14 protein-coding genes and 1 pseudogene are annotated in these 17,078 nt (G+C 66.7%); 8 read left to right on the top strand and 7 right to left on the bottom strand.

Annotated elements, in window-relative coordinates; genetic code table 11:
• The 3 genes and pseudogenes from IG65_RS38660 to IG65_RS0126875 form a co-directional block, all read left to right on the top strand.
• Nucleotides 1-312, top strand: a pseudogene (locus IG65_RS38660) (hypothetical protein); the annotation flags it as partial.
• Nucleotides 313-622: 310 nt separating this feature from the next.
• On the top strand, nucleotides 623-1,102 hold the full coding sequence (locus tag IG65_RS0126880) for a MaoC family dehydratase (RefSeq protein WP_036525812.1): 480 nt from the start codon (nucleotides 623-625) through the stop codon (nucleotides 1,100-1,102).
• Between the two features lie 74 nt (nucleotides 1,103-1,176).
• Nucleotides 1,177-1,968 carry an SDR family oxidoreductase gene (locus tag IG65_RS0126875; RefSeq protein WP_030517746.1) on the top strand — a complete coding sequence of 264 codons (792 nt, stop codon included), beginning with the start codon at nucleotides 1,177-1,179 and terminating at the stop codon, nucleotides 1,966-1,968.
• A gap of 152 nt (nucleotides 1,969-2,120) precedes the next feature.
• Here the strand turns inward: IG65_RS0126875 and IG65_RS0126870 are convergent, their stop codons facing one another.
• Both IG65_RS0126870 and IG65_RS0126865 read right to left on the bottom strand, forming a co-directional pair.
• A complete protein-coding gene (locus tag IG65_RS0126870; RefSeq protein WP_030517745.1) occupies nucleotides 2,121-3,242 on the bottom strand; it encodes an acyl-CoA dehydrogenase family protein in 1,122 nt (373 codons plus the stop codon).
• Between the two features lie 124 nt (nucleotides 3,243-3,366).
• The gene (locus IG65_RS0126865; protein ID WP_036525778.1) at nucleotides 3,367-4,380 is read right to left on the bottom strand and encodes an AraC family transcriptional regulator; all 1,014 of its coding nucleotides are present in this window, start codon (nucleotides 4,378-4,380) and stop codon (nucleotides 3,367-3,369) included.
• A 150-nt stretch (nucleotides 4,381-4,530) separates the two neighbouring features.
• On the opposite strand from IG65_RS0126865, the gene IG65_RS0126860 reads away from it, so the two are divergent.
• Complete coding sequence (locus tag IG65_RS0126860) at nucleotides 4,531-5,538, top strand: zinc-binding alcohol dehydrogenase family protein (RefSeq protein WP_030517743.1); 1,008 nt, start codon at nucleotides 4,531-4,533, stop codon at nucleotides 5,536-5,538.
• 69 nt (nucleotides 5,539-5,607) lie between these two features.
• A complete protein-coding gene (locus IG65_RS0126855; protein ID WP_081879784.1) occupies nucleotides 5,608-6,528 on the top strand; it encodes an alpha/beta fold hydrolase in 921 nt (306 codons plus the stop codon).
• Nucleotides 6,529-6,533: 5 nt separating this feature from the next.
• Here the strand turns inward: IG65_RS0126855 and IG65_RS0126850 are convergent, their stop codons facing one another.
• The 5 genes from IG65_RS0126850 to IG65_RS0126830 all read right to left on the bottom strand — a co-directional run bounded on the left by IG65_RS0126850 (nucleotide 6,534) and on the right by IG65_RS0126830 (nucleotide 12,905).
• A complete protein-coding gene (locus IG65_RS0126850; RefSeq protein WP_030517741.1) occupies nucleotides 6,534-7,934 on the bottom strand; it encodes a wax ester/triacylglycerol synthase family O-acyltransferase in 1,401 nt (466 codons plus the stop codon).
• Between the two features lie 56 nt (nucleotides 7,935-7,990).
• Nucleotides 7,991-8,707: a polysaccharide deacetylase family protein gene (locus tag IG65_RS0126845; protein WP_030517740.1), complete on the bottom strand. Its 717-nt coding sequence runs from the start codon at nucleotides 8,705-8,707 to the stop codon at nucleotides 7,991-7,993.
• Between the two features lie 45 nt (nucleotides 8,708-8,752).
• On the bottom strand, nucleotides 8,753-10,765 hold the full coding sequence (locus IG65_RS0126840; RefSeq protein WP_030517739.1) for an SDR family oxidoreductase: 2,013 nt from the start codon (nucleotides 10,763-10,765) through the stop codon (nucleotides 8,753-8,755).
• A 317-nt stretch (nucleotides 10,766-11,082) separates the two neighbouring features.
• Nucleotides 11,083-11,763 (bottom strand): heme oxygenase (biliverdin-producing), encoded by a 681-nt coding sequence (locus tag IG65_RS0126835; protein WP_030517738.1) that lies wholly within the window; start codon nucleotides 11,761-11,763, stop codon nucleotides 11,083-11,085.
• A 392-nt stretch (nucleotides 11,764-12,155) separates the two neighbouring features.
• The gene (locus IG65_RS0126830) at nucleotides 12,156-12,905 is read right to left on the bottom strand and encodes a helix-turn-helix transcriptional regulator (RefSeq protein ID WP_030517737.1); all 750 of its coding nucleotides are present in this window, start codon (nucleotides 12,903-12,905) and stop codon (nucleotides 12,156-12,158) included.
• A gap of 276 nt (nucleotides 12,906-13,181) precedes the next feature.
• On the opposite strand from IG65_RS0126830, the gene IG65_RS0126820 reads away from it, so the two are divergent.
• The 3 genes from IG65_RS0126820 to IG65_RS0126810 all read left to right on the top strand — a co-directional run bounded on the left by IG65_RS0126820 (nucleotide 13,182) and on the right by IG65_RS0126810 (nucleotide 16,999).
• Nucleotides 13,182-13,490 (top strand): hypothetical protein, encoded by a 309-nt coding sequence (locus IG65_RS0126820; RefSeq protein WP_030517736.1) that lies wholly within the window; start codon nucleotides 13,182-13,184, stop codon nucleotides 13,488-13,490.
• A 242-nt stretch (nucleotides 13,491-13,732) separates the two neighbouring features.
• Nucleotides 13,733-15,577: an asparagine synthase (glutamine-hydrolyzing) gene (asnB, locus tag IG65_RS0126815; RefSeq protein ID WP_030517735.1), complete on the top strand. Its 1,845-nt coding sequence runs from the start codon at nucleotides 13,733-13,735 to the stop codon at nucleotides 15,575-15,577.
• A 186-nt stretch (nucleotides 15,578-15,763) separates the two neighbouring features.
• On the top strand, nucleotides 15,764-16,999 hold the full coding sequence (locus tag IG65_RS0126810) for a cytochrome P450 (RefSeq protein WP_030517734.1): 1,236 nt from the start codon (nucleotides 15,764-15,766) through the stop codon (nucleotides 16,997-16,999).
• Nucleotides 17,000-17,078: the final 79 nt, after the last annotated feature.

Genomic DNA, 17,078 nt, shown 5'->3' with positions numbered 1-17,078 from the left:
AGCGCAGCGGAGCCGGCCGAAGGCGGCGCGGACACCTTGCGGGCCCGACATTTGATTCGCCCTGCCGCGCCGGGCGATGCGCAGCGACAGATGGAAGGAAATCCGATGGGCACGTCGACACAGCAGCACCCCCTAGAGACCGTTTTCGACATGCTGCTTGCCGATCTGCGTACCCGTGGGATCGCCTGCAGCGAACCGACGGACCCGATCACCGCCCCGGCATTCATCGCGCTGCTCACCGAAACCTATGCGATGGCGCCCCACGAGTATCCGGCCGATGCGCCGCTCGACGTCCCCGCCTCCCAGCCGTGATCGCATTACCGCCGGATGCCGCCGAAACTGCGCTGCTGGCGACCTTCCGGATGGGCGTTGCCGAGAGTCCGCTCTTCTCGCCTGACACTCACACCGGACGGAGTCGGACTCCGCTCGCGCACCTGCTGCGCCAGCCGAGAGACTTGCGGGCTGGATCTCGCTGTGCCTGAACGTGTTATGGGAGTAGCCGTCCGCAACCCCGAGCTATGACGGGTTGCTCGATCAGCGCCCGCCGACCACCTCCCGGTCGAATGACGAACAACGAAGGAGATTGCCGATGAGTATCGTTCAGAAGATTTCCGCCCCCGCAATGGCACCAGAAAATCCAGATGCGGGACCGTTGGTGGTCGACGGCCTGGAAGGTCTGCGCGGTGCAGTCGGCGCTGTGCTCGGGCCTACGAATTGGGTCCTGATCGACCAGCAACGGATCGACGGCTTCGCCGATGTTACGGGCGATCACCAATGGATTCACGTCGACGTCGAACGCGCGAAGAGCTCACCGTTCGGGTCGACGATCGCGCATGGATATCTCACGCTGGCGCTGTGCAATCTCTTTCTGCCGCAACTGATCAACGTTCGGAACGTCTCCATGGGGGTGAACTACGGTGCCGACCGCGTCCGGTTCCCGGCTCCGGTGCCGGCGGGGTCGCGCGTGCGTGGTAGCGGCGAAATCCTGGCGTGCACCGACGTGCCAGGAGGGGTGCAGGCCACTATCCGAGTGACTGTGGAAATCGAAGGATCAGCAAAGCCGGCATGTGTAGTCGACAAACTGAGCCGCTGGATCGAATGACGGCGCGTTGCGCAACCGACGACCGCGGCAGGTGCGAGACCGGCGAAAAAGGATTCGGCAAGAAGTGAGGATGTATGCAGCTAGGTGGAAAAGTTGTTGCGGTCACCGGGGCCGGCAACGGGATCGGGCGGCAGGTCGTACTGCGGCTGCTCGAACGCGGAGCCAGGGTCGCTCTGGTCGATCTGAACGGTGACTGGCTACAGCAGACCCGAGCGCTCGCCGCGGACCACGCCGATCGGATCTCGGTGCACATCGCCGATGTCACCGACGTGGCGGCGGTGAACGCGCTGCCGGCGGCTGTCATCGCCGAGCACGGGCAGGTCGACGGGCTGATCAACGTCGCGGGTGTGATCCACCGGTTCGTTCCGGTCTTTGCCCTGGAACGCAGCGAGATCGAGCGCGTCATACAGGTCAATTTCTGGGGCACGGTGAACATGTGCCTGGCGTTTCTACCCGAGTTGCGGCAGCGGCCTCAGGCCGGACTCGTCAACGTGGCGAGTTTGGCAGGCCTGCTGCCCTTCGCGGGGCAGACGATTTACAGCGCAACGAAGGGTGCGGTCAAACAATTCAGCGAAGGGCTGTACCAAGAGCTCGCCGACACGGACGTCGCTGTCACCACCGTCTTCCCGGGCAACATCAGCACCGACCTCAGCCGTAATTCGGGAGTCGCGATGATCGACCCGGGTAACCGTAAGGTGCCGGCCACGACTCCCGAGCACACCGCCCGGCGCATCGTCGGCGGCATGGAGAAGGGGAAGTTCCGCGTCGTGGTCGGCCGGGACGCCAACCTCCTGGACAGGCTGGTACGGCTTTCGCCGCGCTGGACGACGGATCTGATTTCCCGACAGATGAAGACCGTGCTCTGAGCCCAGTACCCGCGATCGACGACCTTCTTCCATACGAATAGCGGTAACCCCCGCGGGCAGCCGAGATTCCGACGGCGATTCCGGTGAGAGACGGGAGGAAGACGGCAGCGACGCCGCATCCTGACCGCGAAAACCGCCTCTCACCAGCCGATCTACAAACTTCGCCCGATAATCAGCTTCATAATCTCGTTCGTCCCGCCATAGATCTTCTGGATCCGAGCATCCGTGAACACCCTTGAAATCGGGTATTCCGCCATGTACCCGTACCCGCCGAACAGCTGGAGGCATTCGTCGGCGACGCGGCATTGTTGTTCTGTCAGCCACCATTTCGCTTTGGCGGCGGTGGGGATGTCGAGCTCGGCGCGGAGGTGCTTGGCGACGCAGTCGTCGAGGAAGGCCCAGGCGACCGAGGCGATGGTGTCGCATTCGGCGAGGGTGAATTGGGTGTTCTGGAAGTTGAAGATGGGTTTGCCGAAGGCCTGGCGTTCCTTGGTGTAGGAGACGGTCATCTCGACGGTCTTCTCGATCGCTGCCGCGGCGGCGACCGCCAGGATCAGACGCTCCTGCGGTAGTTGCTGCATGAGCTGGATGAAGCCGGTGCCCTCGGTGGCGCCGAGGAGGTTGGTCTTCGGGACGCGCACGGCGTCGAAGAACAGTTCGCAGGTGTCCTGGCCGTGCTGGCCCACCTTCTCGAGGTTGCGGCCGCGCCGGAAGCCGTCTCGGTCGGTCTCGACGGCGATCAGCGAAACCGATTCCGCGCCTTTGCCTTCGGATGTCTTGGCGGCGACGATCACCAGATCGGCGAGCAGGCCGTTGGAGATGAAGGTCTTGGCGCCGTCGATGACGTAGTGGTCACCGTCGGCGACCGCGCGGGTGCGGATGCCCTGCAGGTCGGAACCGGTGCCGGGTTCGGTCATGGCGATGGCGGCGACGATCTCGCCGGAGGCCATCTTCGGCAGCCATGCCTGCTTCTGTTCCTCGGTGCCGTAGGCGTTGATGTAGTGCGCGACGATCGTGGAATGCACCGGGTTGCCGAGGCTGGGCGCCATGGCGCGGGTCTGCTCGATCGCGATCACGGCCTCGTGGGCGAAGGTGCCGCCGCCACCGCCGTACTCCTCGGGGATGGAGATGCACAGCAGCCCCAATTCGCCTGCGCGGTTCCAGATTTCGCGGTCGACGTGGTGCTGGCGGCCCCAGCGATCCTCGTTCGGTGCGCACTCCTTCTCGAAGAAGCGGCGCGCCAAATCGGTGAGCGCGTCGAGATCTTCGTCCATCCACGGGGACCGATGCACCGGCACGGGGAAACTCCTCTGGTCGAATACAGTGTTCGTTCGCCAAGGTAGGAGCGCGCCGCGCGGCAGCCAATGACCGCAGCGCTCGATCTTGTGACCGGATCGCTCAGGGCGCGGCGGCGGGACCGCGATAGGAACCGGGGGAGCTGCCGGTCCAGCGCCGGAACGCGCGGGAGAAGGCGCTGGGTTCGGAGAAGCCGAGCCGGCGCGATATCGCTGTCACCGTCTCGCCGCGCACCAGCGCCGCGATCGCGGCATCGCGCAGAATCTGTTCGCGGATGCGGCTGGGCGAGGTATGTTCCTCGCTCAATTTGCGCCGCAGTGTCGCGGGGCTGACGGACAGTTCGCCGGCGATCTGTTCGACACCGGGCCAGTGCCGTGGTCCGCCGCGCTCCAGGATCCGGCGCACCTGCGCCGCGGTGGACACCGAATCGTCGCCGCGGCCGATCACGGCCTCGGGGGCGTTGCGCAGGAAGCGCAGCAGATCGTCCTCGTCGCGCACGAGTGGTGCGGTGAGCAGGGCGGCATCGAATACCAGGGCCGGATGTGGCGCCGAAAAGCGCACGGGCGCATCGAAGATCAGGTCGTAGTCGTCGAGATCGTTGGGCGGATAGGGGACTTCGACGCGCAGCAGTCGCAGCGAGCCGCCCACCGACCAGTCCAGGAAGCGGTAGACGACCATCAGCATGGTGTCGATGATCAGGCTGTGCGGATGGCGGATATCGCTGAGGTCGAACGCGATTCGCGCCTCGCGGGCGTCGGTGCTCAGCTGTAGCGGCGGAAATCCCGGCAGGGCCTTCTGGAACATCCGGAACCGGTGCAGTGCGGTGGCGAGATCGCGGGAACCGAGCAGGGCGAAGCACACCAGCCGGAAGGTGCCGCGCGGCATCGGGTGACGGCCCAATCCGAGTAGTTCGTCGTCGGTGCTGCGCCACAGTTGCTGCACCAGATGCACGGCTTGCCCGACGGTGACGCGGGCGCGTCCCTGGTTCAGCAGTTGCGGCGCGATGCCGGCTTCGGCGAGCAGTTCCCCGGTGTCCCAGCCGCGCCGGCGCGCCAGGTCGACGATCGCGTGCACCCGCCCGATGGGCAGCGTGAAGGCGGTCGACGGCGGGGGCACTCGGCGACGCTATCAACGCCGCGTTCCGGTGCTCGTGACCGCCTCCGCGGCCGGATGTGCCGGGTTCGTCCGCGCGCACGACTACCATCGATCTTCCCGCCGTGGCGCGGGCGTTCCGGTGTCGGAAGGAGTGCGATGAACCCTGCGACGATGGCCGCCTGGCAGGTGGTGCGGCCCGGTCCGATCGACGAATCCCCGCCGGTCCGCGCCCGGATCCCGATTCCCGAGCCAGCCGCGGGCGAGGTGCTGGTGCGAGTGCTGGCCTGCGGCGTGTGCCGGACCGATCTGCATGTCGCCGAGGGTGATCTGCCTGTGCACCGGCAGCGGGTGGTGCCCGGTCACGAGGTCGTGGGGGAGGTGGTGGCTGCGGGTGCCGGAGCGACGGCCGTCGCGCCCGGTGACCGGGTCGGTATCGCGTGGTTGCGCAGCACGTGCGGGGTGTGCGCGTACTGCCGCCGCGGCGCGGAGAATCTGTGCCCGAATTCGCGCTACACCGGATGGGACGCCGACGGTGGTTACGCCGAATATGCCACGGCGCCTGCCGATTACGTGTATCCGCTGCCTTCCGGGTATGCCGACGCGGAATTGGCCCCTTTGCTCTGCGCGGGCATCATCGGCTACCGGGCGCTGCGACGGGCCTCGCTGCCGCCGGGGGGACGGCTCGGCATCTACGGTTTCGGCGGCAGCGCGCATCTGGCCGCCCAGGTCGCCCTGGCTCGAGGTGCCGAGGTGCACGTGATGACCCGCGACGCCGCCGCGCGGGAGTTGGCCCTGGCACTGGGCGCGGCCTCGGCGCAGGGCGCGGCCGACCCGCCGCCGGTGCCGCTGGATTCGGCGATCCTGTTCGCGCCGGTCGGGGACCTGGTGCTGCCCGCGTTGGAGGGACTGGACCGCGGTGGTGTGCTGTCGATCGCGGGCATCCACCTCACGGATATCCCGGCGCTGAATTATCAGCGCCATCTGTTCCAGGAGCGCGAGATCCGTTCGGTCACGGCCAACACCCGTGCGGACGGACGCGAATTCCTGGAGTTCTGCGCACAGCACCGGATGCAGGTTCGCCTCAACCCCTATCCGCTCGAATCCGCCGACCGGGCCCTGGCCGACCTGGCACACGGCCGATTCGCCGGGGCGGCTGTGCTGTTGCCCGGGGCCCGTTGACCGCACCCGGTACCATCGAATTGGAACGTGTTCTAATTCATGACCGGGCCGGCGGTGCAGGAGGTTGCGATGGCGGCGGAGCGGCAGACGGCGGGCAGTGGTCGCGGGGCGGCCGGCGGGCGCTTCGGTACCCGCGTATCGGGCACGACCGCGGTGCCCGCGGGGCGAATGGTGGATCTGCCCGGGCGCGGGCGGACCTATCTGGTCGATATCCCGGGGCCCGAGGGCGCACCGACGGTGATCCTGTTGCACGGTCTGGTGACCACGGCGATGCTGAACTGGTTCCCGGCCCTGGCGGAGTTGTCCGAGCACTATCGGGTGGTGCTGTTCGACCAGCGCTGGCACGGGCACGGAATCCGTTCGCCGCGTTTCGATCTCGACGATCTGGCCGATGACGTCGTCGCGGTCGCGGAGGTGGCCGGCGTGGACCGGCCGATCCTGGCGGGGTACTCCATGGGCGGCATCGTCGCCCAATCGGTCGCGCGCCGGCGCCCGGACCTCGTCGGCGGCCTGGTGCTGTGCGCGACGACCTACCGTTTCCGGGAGAAATGGCGGGAACGGCTGTTCCACGGCGGGATGGCGCTGCTCGCCGGGGTGATGACCGAGACGGCGGGTCGCCGAGTGGCGGAGGCGGCGACCAAACTGCCGCATATGCCCGAAATATCCTGGGAGACAGGTCGAATGGATCGCTGGGCGCTGGCGGAGCTGCGCACAACCAGCGGGTGGGCGATGACTCAGGCGATCGCCGAATTGGGGCGCTTCGATTCCTCGCCGTGGCTGTCTAGCCTGCGGGTGCCCACGGGCGTGGTGATCACGACACACGACCGCGCGCTGCCGGTCTATCGGCAGCTGGAGATGGCGACAATGATCGCCGGTGCGGAGATTTTCCTCGTATCGGCCGGACATGCGGCATGTGTACTCGAGGCGGACGCCTTTGTCCCTGTGCTCCTCGAGGCCTGCGCGGCGGTGGCCGCTCGGCGGGAGAGCTGAGGCGCTCAGCGCTGGGTCTGAGCCGCCTTCAGTAGCGCGGAGATGCTGTCGTGCACGGCATCGGCCATCCGGTCCGGATCAGGAACCAGTTCACGGCAGGCGATGAAGCCGAAATCGAGATCGCCGTTGGCCGACAGCACCGTGACGTTGAGGCCGGCGCCGTGGAAGACCGGGCCGAACGGGAACAGCGCGTCGATGCGGTAGCCGAGGAAGTACAGCGGCTGCTGCGGTCCGGGCACATTGGAGATCACCAGGTTGTGCACCACCGGATGCCGTTCGGCGAGTTTGAACGACGAATAGGCGCGCACCGCGATCCGGAAGGTGTTCGGCGGCGCGTATTCGGCCCAATCCTGCAGGAAGTCCGCGCCCAGGACTTCGTGTTCCTCCTTGGCGCCGACGTTGGCCTCCGCGATGAGCCGCAGCCGTTCCACCGGATCCTCGACATCGGTGTAGAGCTGAGCGAACAGCGTCGACACCTTGTTGACACCGCGTTCGTGCCGCGTCGTCTCGTGAGTGGAGACGGGCACCGAGGCGATCAGCGAGGTGTCCGGCAGTTCGTCGTGTTCGCTCAGATATTGCCGGAGCGCCCCCGCGATGACGGTGAGGACGACATCGTTGATCTTCACGCCGAACGCCGCCCGGATCTCCTTGATATCGGCGAGCGGGGTCGTGGTGAAGGCGACGCTGCGATGGCGGGTGATAGTGCGGTTGAACGGCGTGCGCGGCGCGGTGAACGGCAGCGCCATGCCCTGTTTGTCGGCACGCCTGCGCTGCACCATCCCGCCCAGTTTGCCCAGTGTCTTCGGCACCATGCCGACCACGCCGAGTTTCGCCGGCATCCGCACCAGCCCCTCGGCGGCGAGGGCGAGATCGTTGGGCTCGTCGGACTTCGTGTCGGTCTCGGCCGGCGGATCGGGGTAGTGCACACCCGGTTCGGCATCGCACAGATACGCCATCATGTTGGCGCCGGTGACACCGTCGACCGCGGCGTGGTGGTATTTCGACACGACGGCGACCTTGCCGTCGGCCAGGCCCTCGATCACCCACATCTCCCACAGCGGCCGGGCGCGGTCCATCGGTTGCGCGGCGATGTCGCCGACGAGTTCGGCCAGTTCCTTCGGTCCGCCGGGGGAGGGCAGCCCGAGGCGGCGGACGTGCCGGTCGAGGTCGAAGTCGTTATCGGTGACCCAGACCGGGTGGTCGAGGTCGAACGGGACCCGATGGACGCGGCGGCGCATGGAGGGGATCAGGTGCAGCCGGCGGCCCAGCTCCTCCTTCAGCGCGGTGAATTCGTAGTCGTTCCCGTCGGCGGGCGGGTCGAGAATCAGCAGCGCGCACACGTGCAGCAGTTGGGTGTCGGTCTCCAAATACAGAAAGCTGGCATCCAGCCCGGTCAGTCGCTCCATACCTACAGACTATTAGAACACGTTCTAGTTTTGGCCGAAACGGCCGGGGAGTTCGGTCACATTCCGGTGGGTTTCGTGCCAGCGATCAGTTGCGAGACGGTCACGAAACCGTAACCGCGCGAACGGAGTTCCGCGACGATGCGCGGAATCGCTGCCGCCGCGGCCGGCTGGTACATCGCATGCAACAGAATGATCGACCCCGGCCGGGCGCGGTTCACCGTCTCCGAGACTATGGCATCTGTGCTCACGCCACCGGCGGAATCGGATTCGACATCCCACATCACGGTGGTGCGGTCGTGGTGCGACAGATACCAGGGGAGTGCGACCAGCTTCTTTCCGTAGGGCGGGCGGAAGGTCACCGGGCCGTGGTATCCCGTGTGCTCGATTTCGGCGTCGGTGCGCTCGACCTCGTCGCGGACCGTGGCCGGGGTGACGAAGACCAGCCGCCGATGGGTGTAGCTGTGGTTACCGAGCTCGTGCCCGGCCGCCGCGATCTGCGCCCCGTAGTCACGATGGGCCGCCAAGTCGCGGCCGACGAGGTAGAAGGTGGCCGGAACATGTTCGGCGGCAAGGGTTTCCAGAATCGCGGGGGTGCGGTCGGTGGGGCCGTCGTCGATGGTCAGCGCGACGACCTTTTCGCTGGTGTCGACGCGGTGTACCAAGCGGCCGGCGACCTGGAAGGTCCTCGAATTCATCAGGACGTAGGTGCCGATCGACAGCACTGCCGCGAGGACGACGACGATCGCGCCGCCGAGCAGAAGCCTGCGTTTCACCGGCGAAACCTACCACCGGACACCAGGTCCGGTGGTAGGTGCGGATCACCAGTTCAGGCCGGGCAGCCGGTTGACGATACGAGCCGCGGGGGTGGGCAAACCCATCAGCGGCTGCACCACCGGCGCGAGCGCCAGCAGCGGACTGCGGCCGCCGGTCTCGCCCGTATCGGCGGCGGCGCGGCCGTGCTTGGCCGCGGTGGATTCGCCCGTCCGCCGGAAACCTTGGTGCAGAATGGCCTTCTTCATCGAGGGCATCACCGTGTCGATCACCTGGGCGAAGGTGCCGATCGGAGTGTCGATGCGCGTGGGCCGCTCCTCGAGTGCGCGCACCACGATCGCCGCCGCCTGTTCAGGGCTGTGCACCGGCAGTGACCGGTACATCTCGGTCGGCGCGATCATCGGCGTGCGCACCAGCGGCATCCGCACCGAGGTGAAGGTGATGCCGGCGTCGGCGTTCTCGACCGCCGCGATCTCGCTGAAGGTGTCCAGTGCCGATTTGCTCGCCACGTAAGCGGCGAAGCGCGGCAGTTTGGTCTGCACCGCGATCGAGGAGATGTTGACGACGTGGCCGAATCGGCGCTCCCGCATGGCCGGCAGCAGAGCCAGGATCAGCCGCACCGCGCCGAAGTAGTTGACGGCCATCGTCCGCTCGAAGTCGTGCATGCGGTCGGTGGAGTTCAGCACCGAGCGGCGGATCGAACGTCCGGCGTTGTTCACCACGTAGTCGACATGGTGATGGTCGGCGAGCACCTGCTTGACCAGCAGTTCGACCGCCTTCTCGTCGGTGATGTCGCACGAATAGCTGTAGGCGTCGCCGCCCTGCTCGCGCACCTGGGCGGCCGCCGCCTCGAGCTCGTCGACCCCGCGCGCCACCATCAGCACCGTCGCACCGCGTTGCGCCACCGCGTGCGCGGTCGCCAGGCCGATCCCGGAGGAGGCGCCGGTGATGAGCACGATGCGGTCGCGCAGCCGGTCGCCGCCGCCGTGGCGGCGCGCCCGGTCGGGATCCAGGTGGGCGCACCAGTACCGCCACAGATTCTCGGCGTACGTGTCGAAGGCGGGGACCTCGAGATCGGTGCGGCGCAGCAGCGCCCGGGTGGAATCGGAGACGAATTCCGACGCGAACGACGTATGCGGGGCGACCTCGGCGGGAATGCCGAACTGGCTCAACAGGAAATCCCGCGCCGCGGTGATACCGGGCAGCCGGTTCAGCGTTGCCAGCGCTGTATGGCTGCCCGGCACCGGGCCCATGCCACCGGGTGCGCCGGCTGCTCGCGAGAGCGCGCCGTAGATCTCGGTGAACGGCTGCGGACGCGGGTTGACCAGGTGGAAGGTGCGCTTGTTCAGCCCCGGGCGGCCGATGAGCTCGACCATCGCCTGGGCGACGTAGTCGACCGGGACGATATTGGTGGCGCCCAGATCCGGCAGCGGGAGCGGCAGCCCGCCCGGCAGCGCGGCCAGCCGCGCGATCGCGGGGAAGAAGTAGTACGGACCGTCGATCTTGTCCATCTCGCCGGTGCGCGAATCGCCGACCACGATGGCCGGGCGATACACCCGCCAGCGCAGCCCCGCGCTTTCGCGGACCAGTCGCTCGGCGGCGAATTTCGTTCGGTGGTAAGGAGATTCGAGATTCTGGCCGAGGTCGAAATCGTCTTCGAAGAATTTGCCGCGATGGTCACCGGCCACCGCCACCGACGACACGTGGTGCAGCATCGCACCCAGTTCGGTGGCGAGCGCGATCATCGCGCGGGTGCCGTTCACATTCGCCGCGTAGGCGGATTCCTCATCGGCGGTCATGTCGTATACCGCGCCCAGATGCACCACGTGCTGTGCGGCCGGCGGTTCGTCCACCAGCCCCAGCCCCTCCGCCGTCAGGTCTCCGATCAGCGGAAACACTCGGTCTGTGGCATTCCACCGGGTCGCGAGTTCGGCCAGTTTGGCCGCGGAGGCCTCACGCACGAGCACGTGCACCACGGCGTCGGTATCGGAGGTGAGCAGTCCCTCCACCACGCGACGTCCCAGAAAACCCGTTCCACCGGTCACGATATAGGTGGCCATAACCCCTCCTTGCATGTCGAACATGTTGTCGCACAACGTTGTTCGTCCGACATGCGTCGGTGGATGCGGACTGAACGAATCGGCCTCTATCAGAATCGAGGTCGCTGTAGGAACCCCTGCGTGCCTAACTGGTGAGTAACTTTAGCTGGCGGCGAGTTGCGCCCGCAACCAAACGGCGCCCCCTGCGGTGTGGGACTGGTCACCACGTGGGAGCGCCGATCGGTATGTGTAACAACGATTTTGATGTAACTCGGAGACGCATCTGGCTACTAGTCGGCAACCTTCCGGTCGATTGTCCAAGAGTGTCGGAAGGCGGTTCAGCCTTCGCGGCGGACCGGGAATTCGCTTGCCAGATCCGCGAATACGGCACTGTTGAGATCGAAGGCGCGCCGGCACTCGCCGAGTACTCGCTGCTTCTCCAGATCGTCGACGGCCAGTTCGTCGAGCAGGGTGCGGTAGCCGCGCTTGAAAGCGGCCGGGTTCGCGATCTGATCGAACACATAGAAGCTCACGCCGTCGCCACGCTTGGGCAGCTGCCACAGCTTCGCCGCGGTGCCCCGAATGACCTGACCGCCGGACAGATCACCCAGATAGCGGGTGTAGTGGTGGGCCACATAGCCCGCGGGCCAGGTCAGCGCGCACTCGGTGATGCGGGCGGCGTACTCGGCGGTGGCGGGCAGCGCGTCGATGTCGTCGCGCCACTGCGGGCCGCCCAGATGCGCCAGATCGTCCTCGAGATGCGCCAGGCGCGCGAGTTCGGGCCGGATGAACGGACCGGCGACCGGATCGTCGGCGAGGGTGTCCCAGTGCGCCTCGAGCGCCCGGTAGATGTGCCAGAGCTGGCCGGTGTAGCGATAGAACGCCCGGACGTCCAGGGCGCCGCCCAGCATGTCGCTCATGAAGGTGGAGTTCTCGGCGCGTTCGTGCTGTTCGGCGGTGGCGGAGCGGATCTGCGCGGAGAACGGCACGGGCTGCTCGGTGGAGGTGGCGTCCGGCATGATCGGAGATTTCCTCGCTTCGTGGGGCGACAAGTATGGGTAACCTAACTTCGCCTCCGACGATACCGGTCGACAAGCGCGACGGAATCAAACTTTCGGACGAGAAACCCACGCGCGGCCGTGTACGCGGCGACCGGTGGATGTCGATGAACTGCCGTTTCGTCGCCGGCGGCGGACGGGGTGTACAAATCGTGCAAACCTCGCCGACTTTGCGAGTTTTCTCGCAGTCTGGTGGAGGTTTGCACGAAAAGTTCAGCACAACCGCCCCCGACCGTGTTCCCTGCGGGTCTGCGGGCGGTCCCGGCCTCGGACGTGGATCGTTCGTGGGCGCGGTCTTCCCGCTCGAGCATGGCGAACATGCGATGCTGGTGGCGCGGCAGAACCCTTGTAGGTCAATCGCTTTGGGGCGGGCGGTCGAACTTCTCGATCGTGGCTTTCGATGTCGATCGGTCTTGCAGGACCAGCTCCCACGGGCCCACGTTCACGTCGAAGTTCTTGCCGAACCCCACCCATTTGCCTGCTAGCCGGGTCGCCGTCAGTTCGGACAGCAGTTGGATCGCCCCGAAATACCGCGCGCCTTTGTAGTAGCCGCTGGGGGCCGTGGTTTCCGACCAGGTGCCCGTCGCGATATGCCCGTCGAGGGTGAGGTCGAGTTCGAGTGTGCCCGCCGCCGACTTCGGCAGGTTGCGTACGGTGAGCCGCTGCTCGTGCTGGAGCACGACCACGTAATGCGAGGACGTAAAGGTCTGTTCGCGGCCGGAGGAGTAGAACTCGTAGCGGGACAACCAGATTCCGGAGTACGTGCCGGAATTGGGCTGCGGTGCGGACTGGCCGGGATGGCGTTCCCGGGGGACGTCACCGATGGCTGAGTGGACTTCGTGGCCGGCCGTGTCGTCGCCGGACAGGCTGCGTCCGGCCATCACGGCGCCGAATCCGAGGCTTTCGATGGGCAGGCGCATCACCTGTTCCAACGCCCGCGCATGCGACGGGCGGGGATTGGCGGTCGCGCCGGATTCCCATCGCTGCACGAGTCGTTTCGTCGCACTGGCGCATCCGGCCTCGCGCAGCATGCGGGCGAGATCATCTTGGCTCAGCAGCCGCGCCGTGCGGGCGGCGCGCAACGCGACGTTCGGCGTTCTCATGCGCCCACCGTAGAGCAATGACGCCTGAATGTCGCCCCGTTTGTGGGCTGATTGACGCCGTTTTCGTCGTCGCCCGGCGGCGGTGGTCCGCGCGAATCTGTCCGTAGTTCCGGCGCCGGGAGCTTCGGTTCCGGGCGCCGGGGGATTCCGAACCGAACAGCGAGGGGTGTGTGCGATGTGGGTTTTGTTCCTGCTCACCGTGGGATTGCTCGTGTTGACTATCGCGCTGGTGCGCCTTCCGCTGCGTGGCGAGGTGCGTCGCCGGGATCGGCGGTCGTGAGGGATGCGCGCCCGGTCGCGCTGGGCTGGCTGCATCCGGAGTCGCCATGTCTCGACTGGGATATCGCTCAGGTGCGGCGGCTCGCGGAGCGGCTGGGCTATCGGCTGGTGTGGGTGCCGGAAGCGAGTCGGATACCGCTCGCCGACCAGGTTCGAGCGGCCGGTGCCGACGTCGTAATCGCCTCGTCGACAGAGCATTTCGACTTCCTTGCCCTGAATTCGGTGATGGCGGTCGCCGACGTCGAGACGGTGAACCCTCGGCTCTCCTTTTCCCGTTGGGCTACTGGAGGGCAACCCGGCCGGTAGCGGAAGCAGGGGCGGGGTGACGATAGGGGTGGTGGCGCGTTCGATCGGGGCACTCCGGTGCGGCGTAACCGGTGATTTCCGGGCGTTCGCTCGCCGCGGGCGAACAGAACTTTTCGGGCGAAAACGACGAGTTCGGACAAGCTCGGACAAGTCGGGCGCATGGTGGCGCGCGCGAGACTCCTTGTGTTACAACGGTTTTACGGATAGTTCCCTAAGCTAATTAATTATTGAGAGGCGGCGGAATGTGCGGAATCGCGGGCTGGGTGGCGTTCTCGGACGACCTCACCCGGCAGCAGGGGGTTGTCGATGCGATGACCGAAACCATGGCCTGTCGCGGGCCGGACGGGCGGGGCACCTTCGTTCGTACACACGCGGCACTGGGGCACCGGCGACTGGCCATCATCGACCTGCCGGGCGGGACGCAGCCGATGACCGTGCCGACCCCGGCCGGCGACGTCGCGATGGTGTACTCGGGGGAGGCATACAACTTCCGTGAACTGCGCGAGGAGCTGCGCGGACTCGGGCACCGCTTCGACACCGACAGCGACACCGAGGTGGTGTTGCACGGCTATCTGCAATGGGGTGAGTCCGTCGTCGACCACCTCAACGGCATGTACGCCTTCGCGATCTGGGACGAGCGCGACCAGAAGCTGGTGATGGTGCGCGACCGGATGGGGATCAAACCGTTCTACTACTACCCGACCCCCGACGGTGTGCTGTTCGGTTCCGAGCCGAAGGCCATCCTCGCCAACCCGCTGGCGGCCGCGACCGTCGACCTGGACGGCCTGCGCGAGCTGTTCGCCATGACCAAACAGCCCGGCTGGTCGCTGTGGAAGGGGATGGAAGAGGTGCTGCCGGGCACGTTGATCACGGTGGACCGCAACGGAATTCGCACTCGCACCTACTGGCGGCTGCATGCCGTCGAGCACACCGACAGCCAGGAACGGACCGTCGCCCAGGTGCGTGAGCTGCTGACCGACATCGTCGATCGCCAGCTCATCTCCGATGTGCCGCGCTGCGTGCTGCTCTCGGGCGGACTTGACTCGAGCGCGATCACCGGCCTGGCCGCGGCCCGGCTCGCCCGCGACGGCGAGCAGTTGCGCACCTTCTCGGTGGATTTCGCCAACCAGGAGCAGAACTTCGTCCCCGACGAGATGCGCGACACCCCGGATTCGCCGTTCGTGCGGGAGGTGGCCGCGCTGGTGCGCTCGGCCCATCGTGACGTGGTGCTGAATCCGGCCGATCTGGCCGATCCGGCGGCCCGGCGCGCGGTCGTCACCGCTCGCGACATTCCCGCCGGTCTGGGTGATATGGACACCTCGCTGTATCTGCTGTTCGCGGCCATCCGGCAGCAGTCGACCGTGGCGCTGTCGGGAGAGTCGGCCGACGAGGTGTTCGGCGGGTACCGCTGGTTCCACGACGAGGTGGCGCTGAAGGAGGACACCTTTCCGTGGCTGGCGTTCAACACCGCCCTGACCGGCGACGCACGCTGGCAGATCCTGAACCCGGCGCTGCGTGAGCGGCTGCGGCTCGAGGAGTTCGTCGCCGACCAGTACAGCGCGGCGGTGGCCGAAGTGGAGCACCTCGACGGCGAATCCGAGGTCGAACACCGGATGCGGACTGTTTGCCACCTGCACCTGACCCGGTTCGTGCGCACGTTGCTCGACCGTAAGGACCGCGCGTCGATGGCGGTGGGCCTCGAGGTGCGGGTGCCGTTCTGCGACCACCGCCTGGTCGAGTACGTCTACAACACCCCGTGGTCGCTGAAGACGTTCGACGGCCGGGAGAAGAGCCTGCTGCGGCATGCGGCCGAGCATGTGCTGCCGGAATCGGTGGTGCGGCGGGTCAAGAGCCCGTACCCGTCGACGCAGGATCCGGGCTATGCGGCGGTGCTGCAGCAGCAAGCGAAACACGTTCTCGCCGAGGACGATTCACCACTGTTCGAGCTCATCGACCGGCAGTGGCTGCAGCGAGCGGTTGCCCACGACCCGTCCGGCATCGACAGCTACGTGCGCGCCGGACTGGACCGCATCATCGATCTGCACACCTGGCTGGAGCTGTATTCTCCGCAACTGCAGCTGGACTGAGCGCTTGTCCGGGCCGGTCTCGATCTCGTGTCGGGCCGGCCCGTGCGCTGTCCGCGCTGGTCGGGGCCAGTGCCGGCCGTTTGCTCGCGCGCCGGAACAAGCGCGTGAACATGATTTACTAATAGGTGTTCACAAAACGGGTGTGGTGTGGTTCACTCCATAGGAACGTGTTCCAAAGGAGGTACCGTGTCCGCGCCGTCTCTGCCGTCCATCAGTCACGATTTCGATTTCACCGACCCCGATCTGCTGTCGCAGCGCCTGCCCGTGGCCGAATGGGCCGAACTGCGCCGCACCGCCCCGGTGTGGTGGGTCGACCAGCCCAACGGAGTGAGTGGATTCGACGACGGAGGCTACTGGGTGGTGAGCCGGCTCGACGACATCAAGGAGATCTCGAAGAACTCCGAAGTCTTCTCCACCCAGGAGAACACCGCGGTGATCCGCTTCAACGGCGAGATCACCCGCGAGGAGATCGAGATCCAGCGAGCCATGCTGGTCAACACCGATCCGCCGGCGCACGACAAGCTGCGCCGGATCATCTCGCGCGGCTTCACCCCGCGTGCGGTGGAGAGCCTGCGGGCCGCGCTGCGCGAGCGGGCCGAGCGGATCGTGCACGAGGCGAAGAAGACCGGCGGCGGCGACTTCGTCCAGCAGGTGGCCTGTGAGCTGCCGCTGCAGGCCATCGCCGAACTGCTCGGCGTGCCGCAGGAGGATCGCGGCAAGCTGTTCGAGTGGTCCAACCAGATGATGGGCTACGACGACCCCGAGTACGCCGACAGCTACAAGATGGCCAACGCCCAGGTCATGGGCTACGCGTGGAACCTCGCCGAGGAGAAGCGCAAATGCCCGGCCGACGACATCGTCTCCCAGCTGCTCAACGCCGATATCGAGGGTGAGGCGCTGGGCTCGGAGGAGTTTGCGTGGTTCGTCATCCTGCTGGCCGTGGCCGGTAACGAGACCACCCGCAACGCCACCACCCACGGCATGAAGGCCTTCGTGGACAATCCGGCGCAGTGGGAGCTCTACAAGGCCGAGCGGCCGCGCACCGCGCCCGACGAGATCGTGCGCTGGGCGACCCCGGTCATCGCGTTCCAGCGAACCGCGTTGTCGGACACCGAAATCGGCGGTCAGGCCATCAAGAAGGGCCAGCGGGTCGGCCTGTTCTACTCCTCGGCGAACTTCGACGAGGAACGTTTCGACAAGCCGTTCGACTTCGACATCATGCGAAACCCGAACCCGCACGTGGGTTTCGGTGGCACCGGCACCCACTACTGCGTCGGCGCCAACCTGGCCCGGCTGCAGCTGGATCTGATCTTCAACGCCATCGCCGACGTGATGCCCAACCTGCGTGAGGTTTCCGAGCCGGTCCGGCTACGCTCGGGCTGGTTGAACGGAATCAAGAGCTGGCAGGTCGCCTACGAGTGAGCGCCGCGGCCGCCGGGGCAGCGCCCTCGGCGTCCCCGGTCTCCGGCGGCCCAGGACACAGTGTGCGTACCGGCCTCGA

Source organism: Nocardia sp. NRRL WC-3656 (assembly GCF_000720265.1).
Lineage (GTDB): Bacteria > Actinomycetota > Actinomycetes > Mycobacteriales > Mycobacteriaceae > Nocardia > Nocardia nova.
This window is presented reverse-complemented; position numbering and strand designations above follow the sequence as displayed.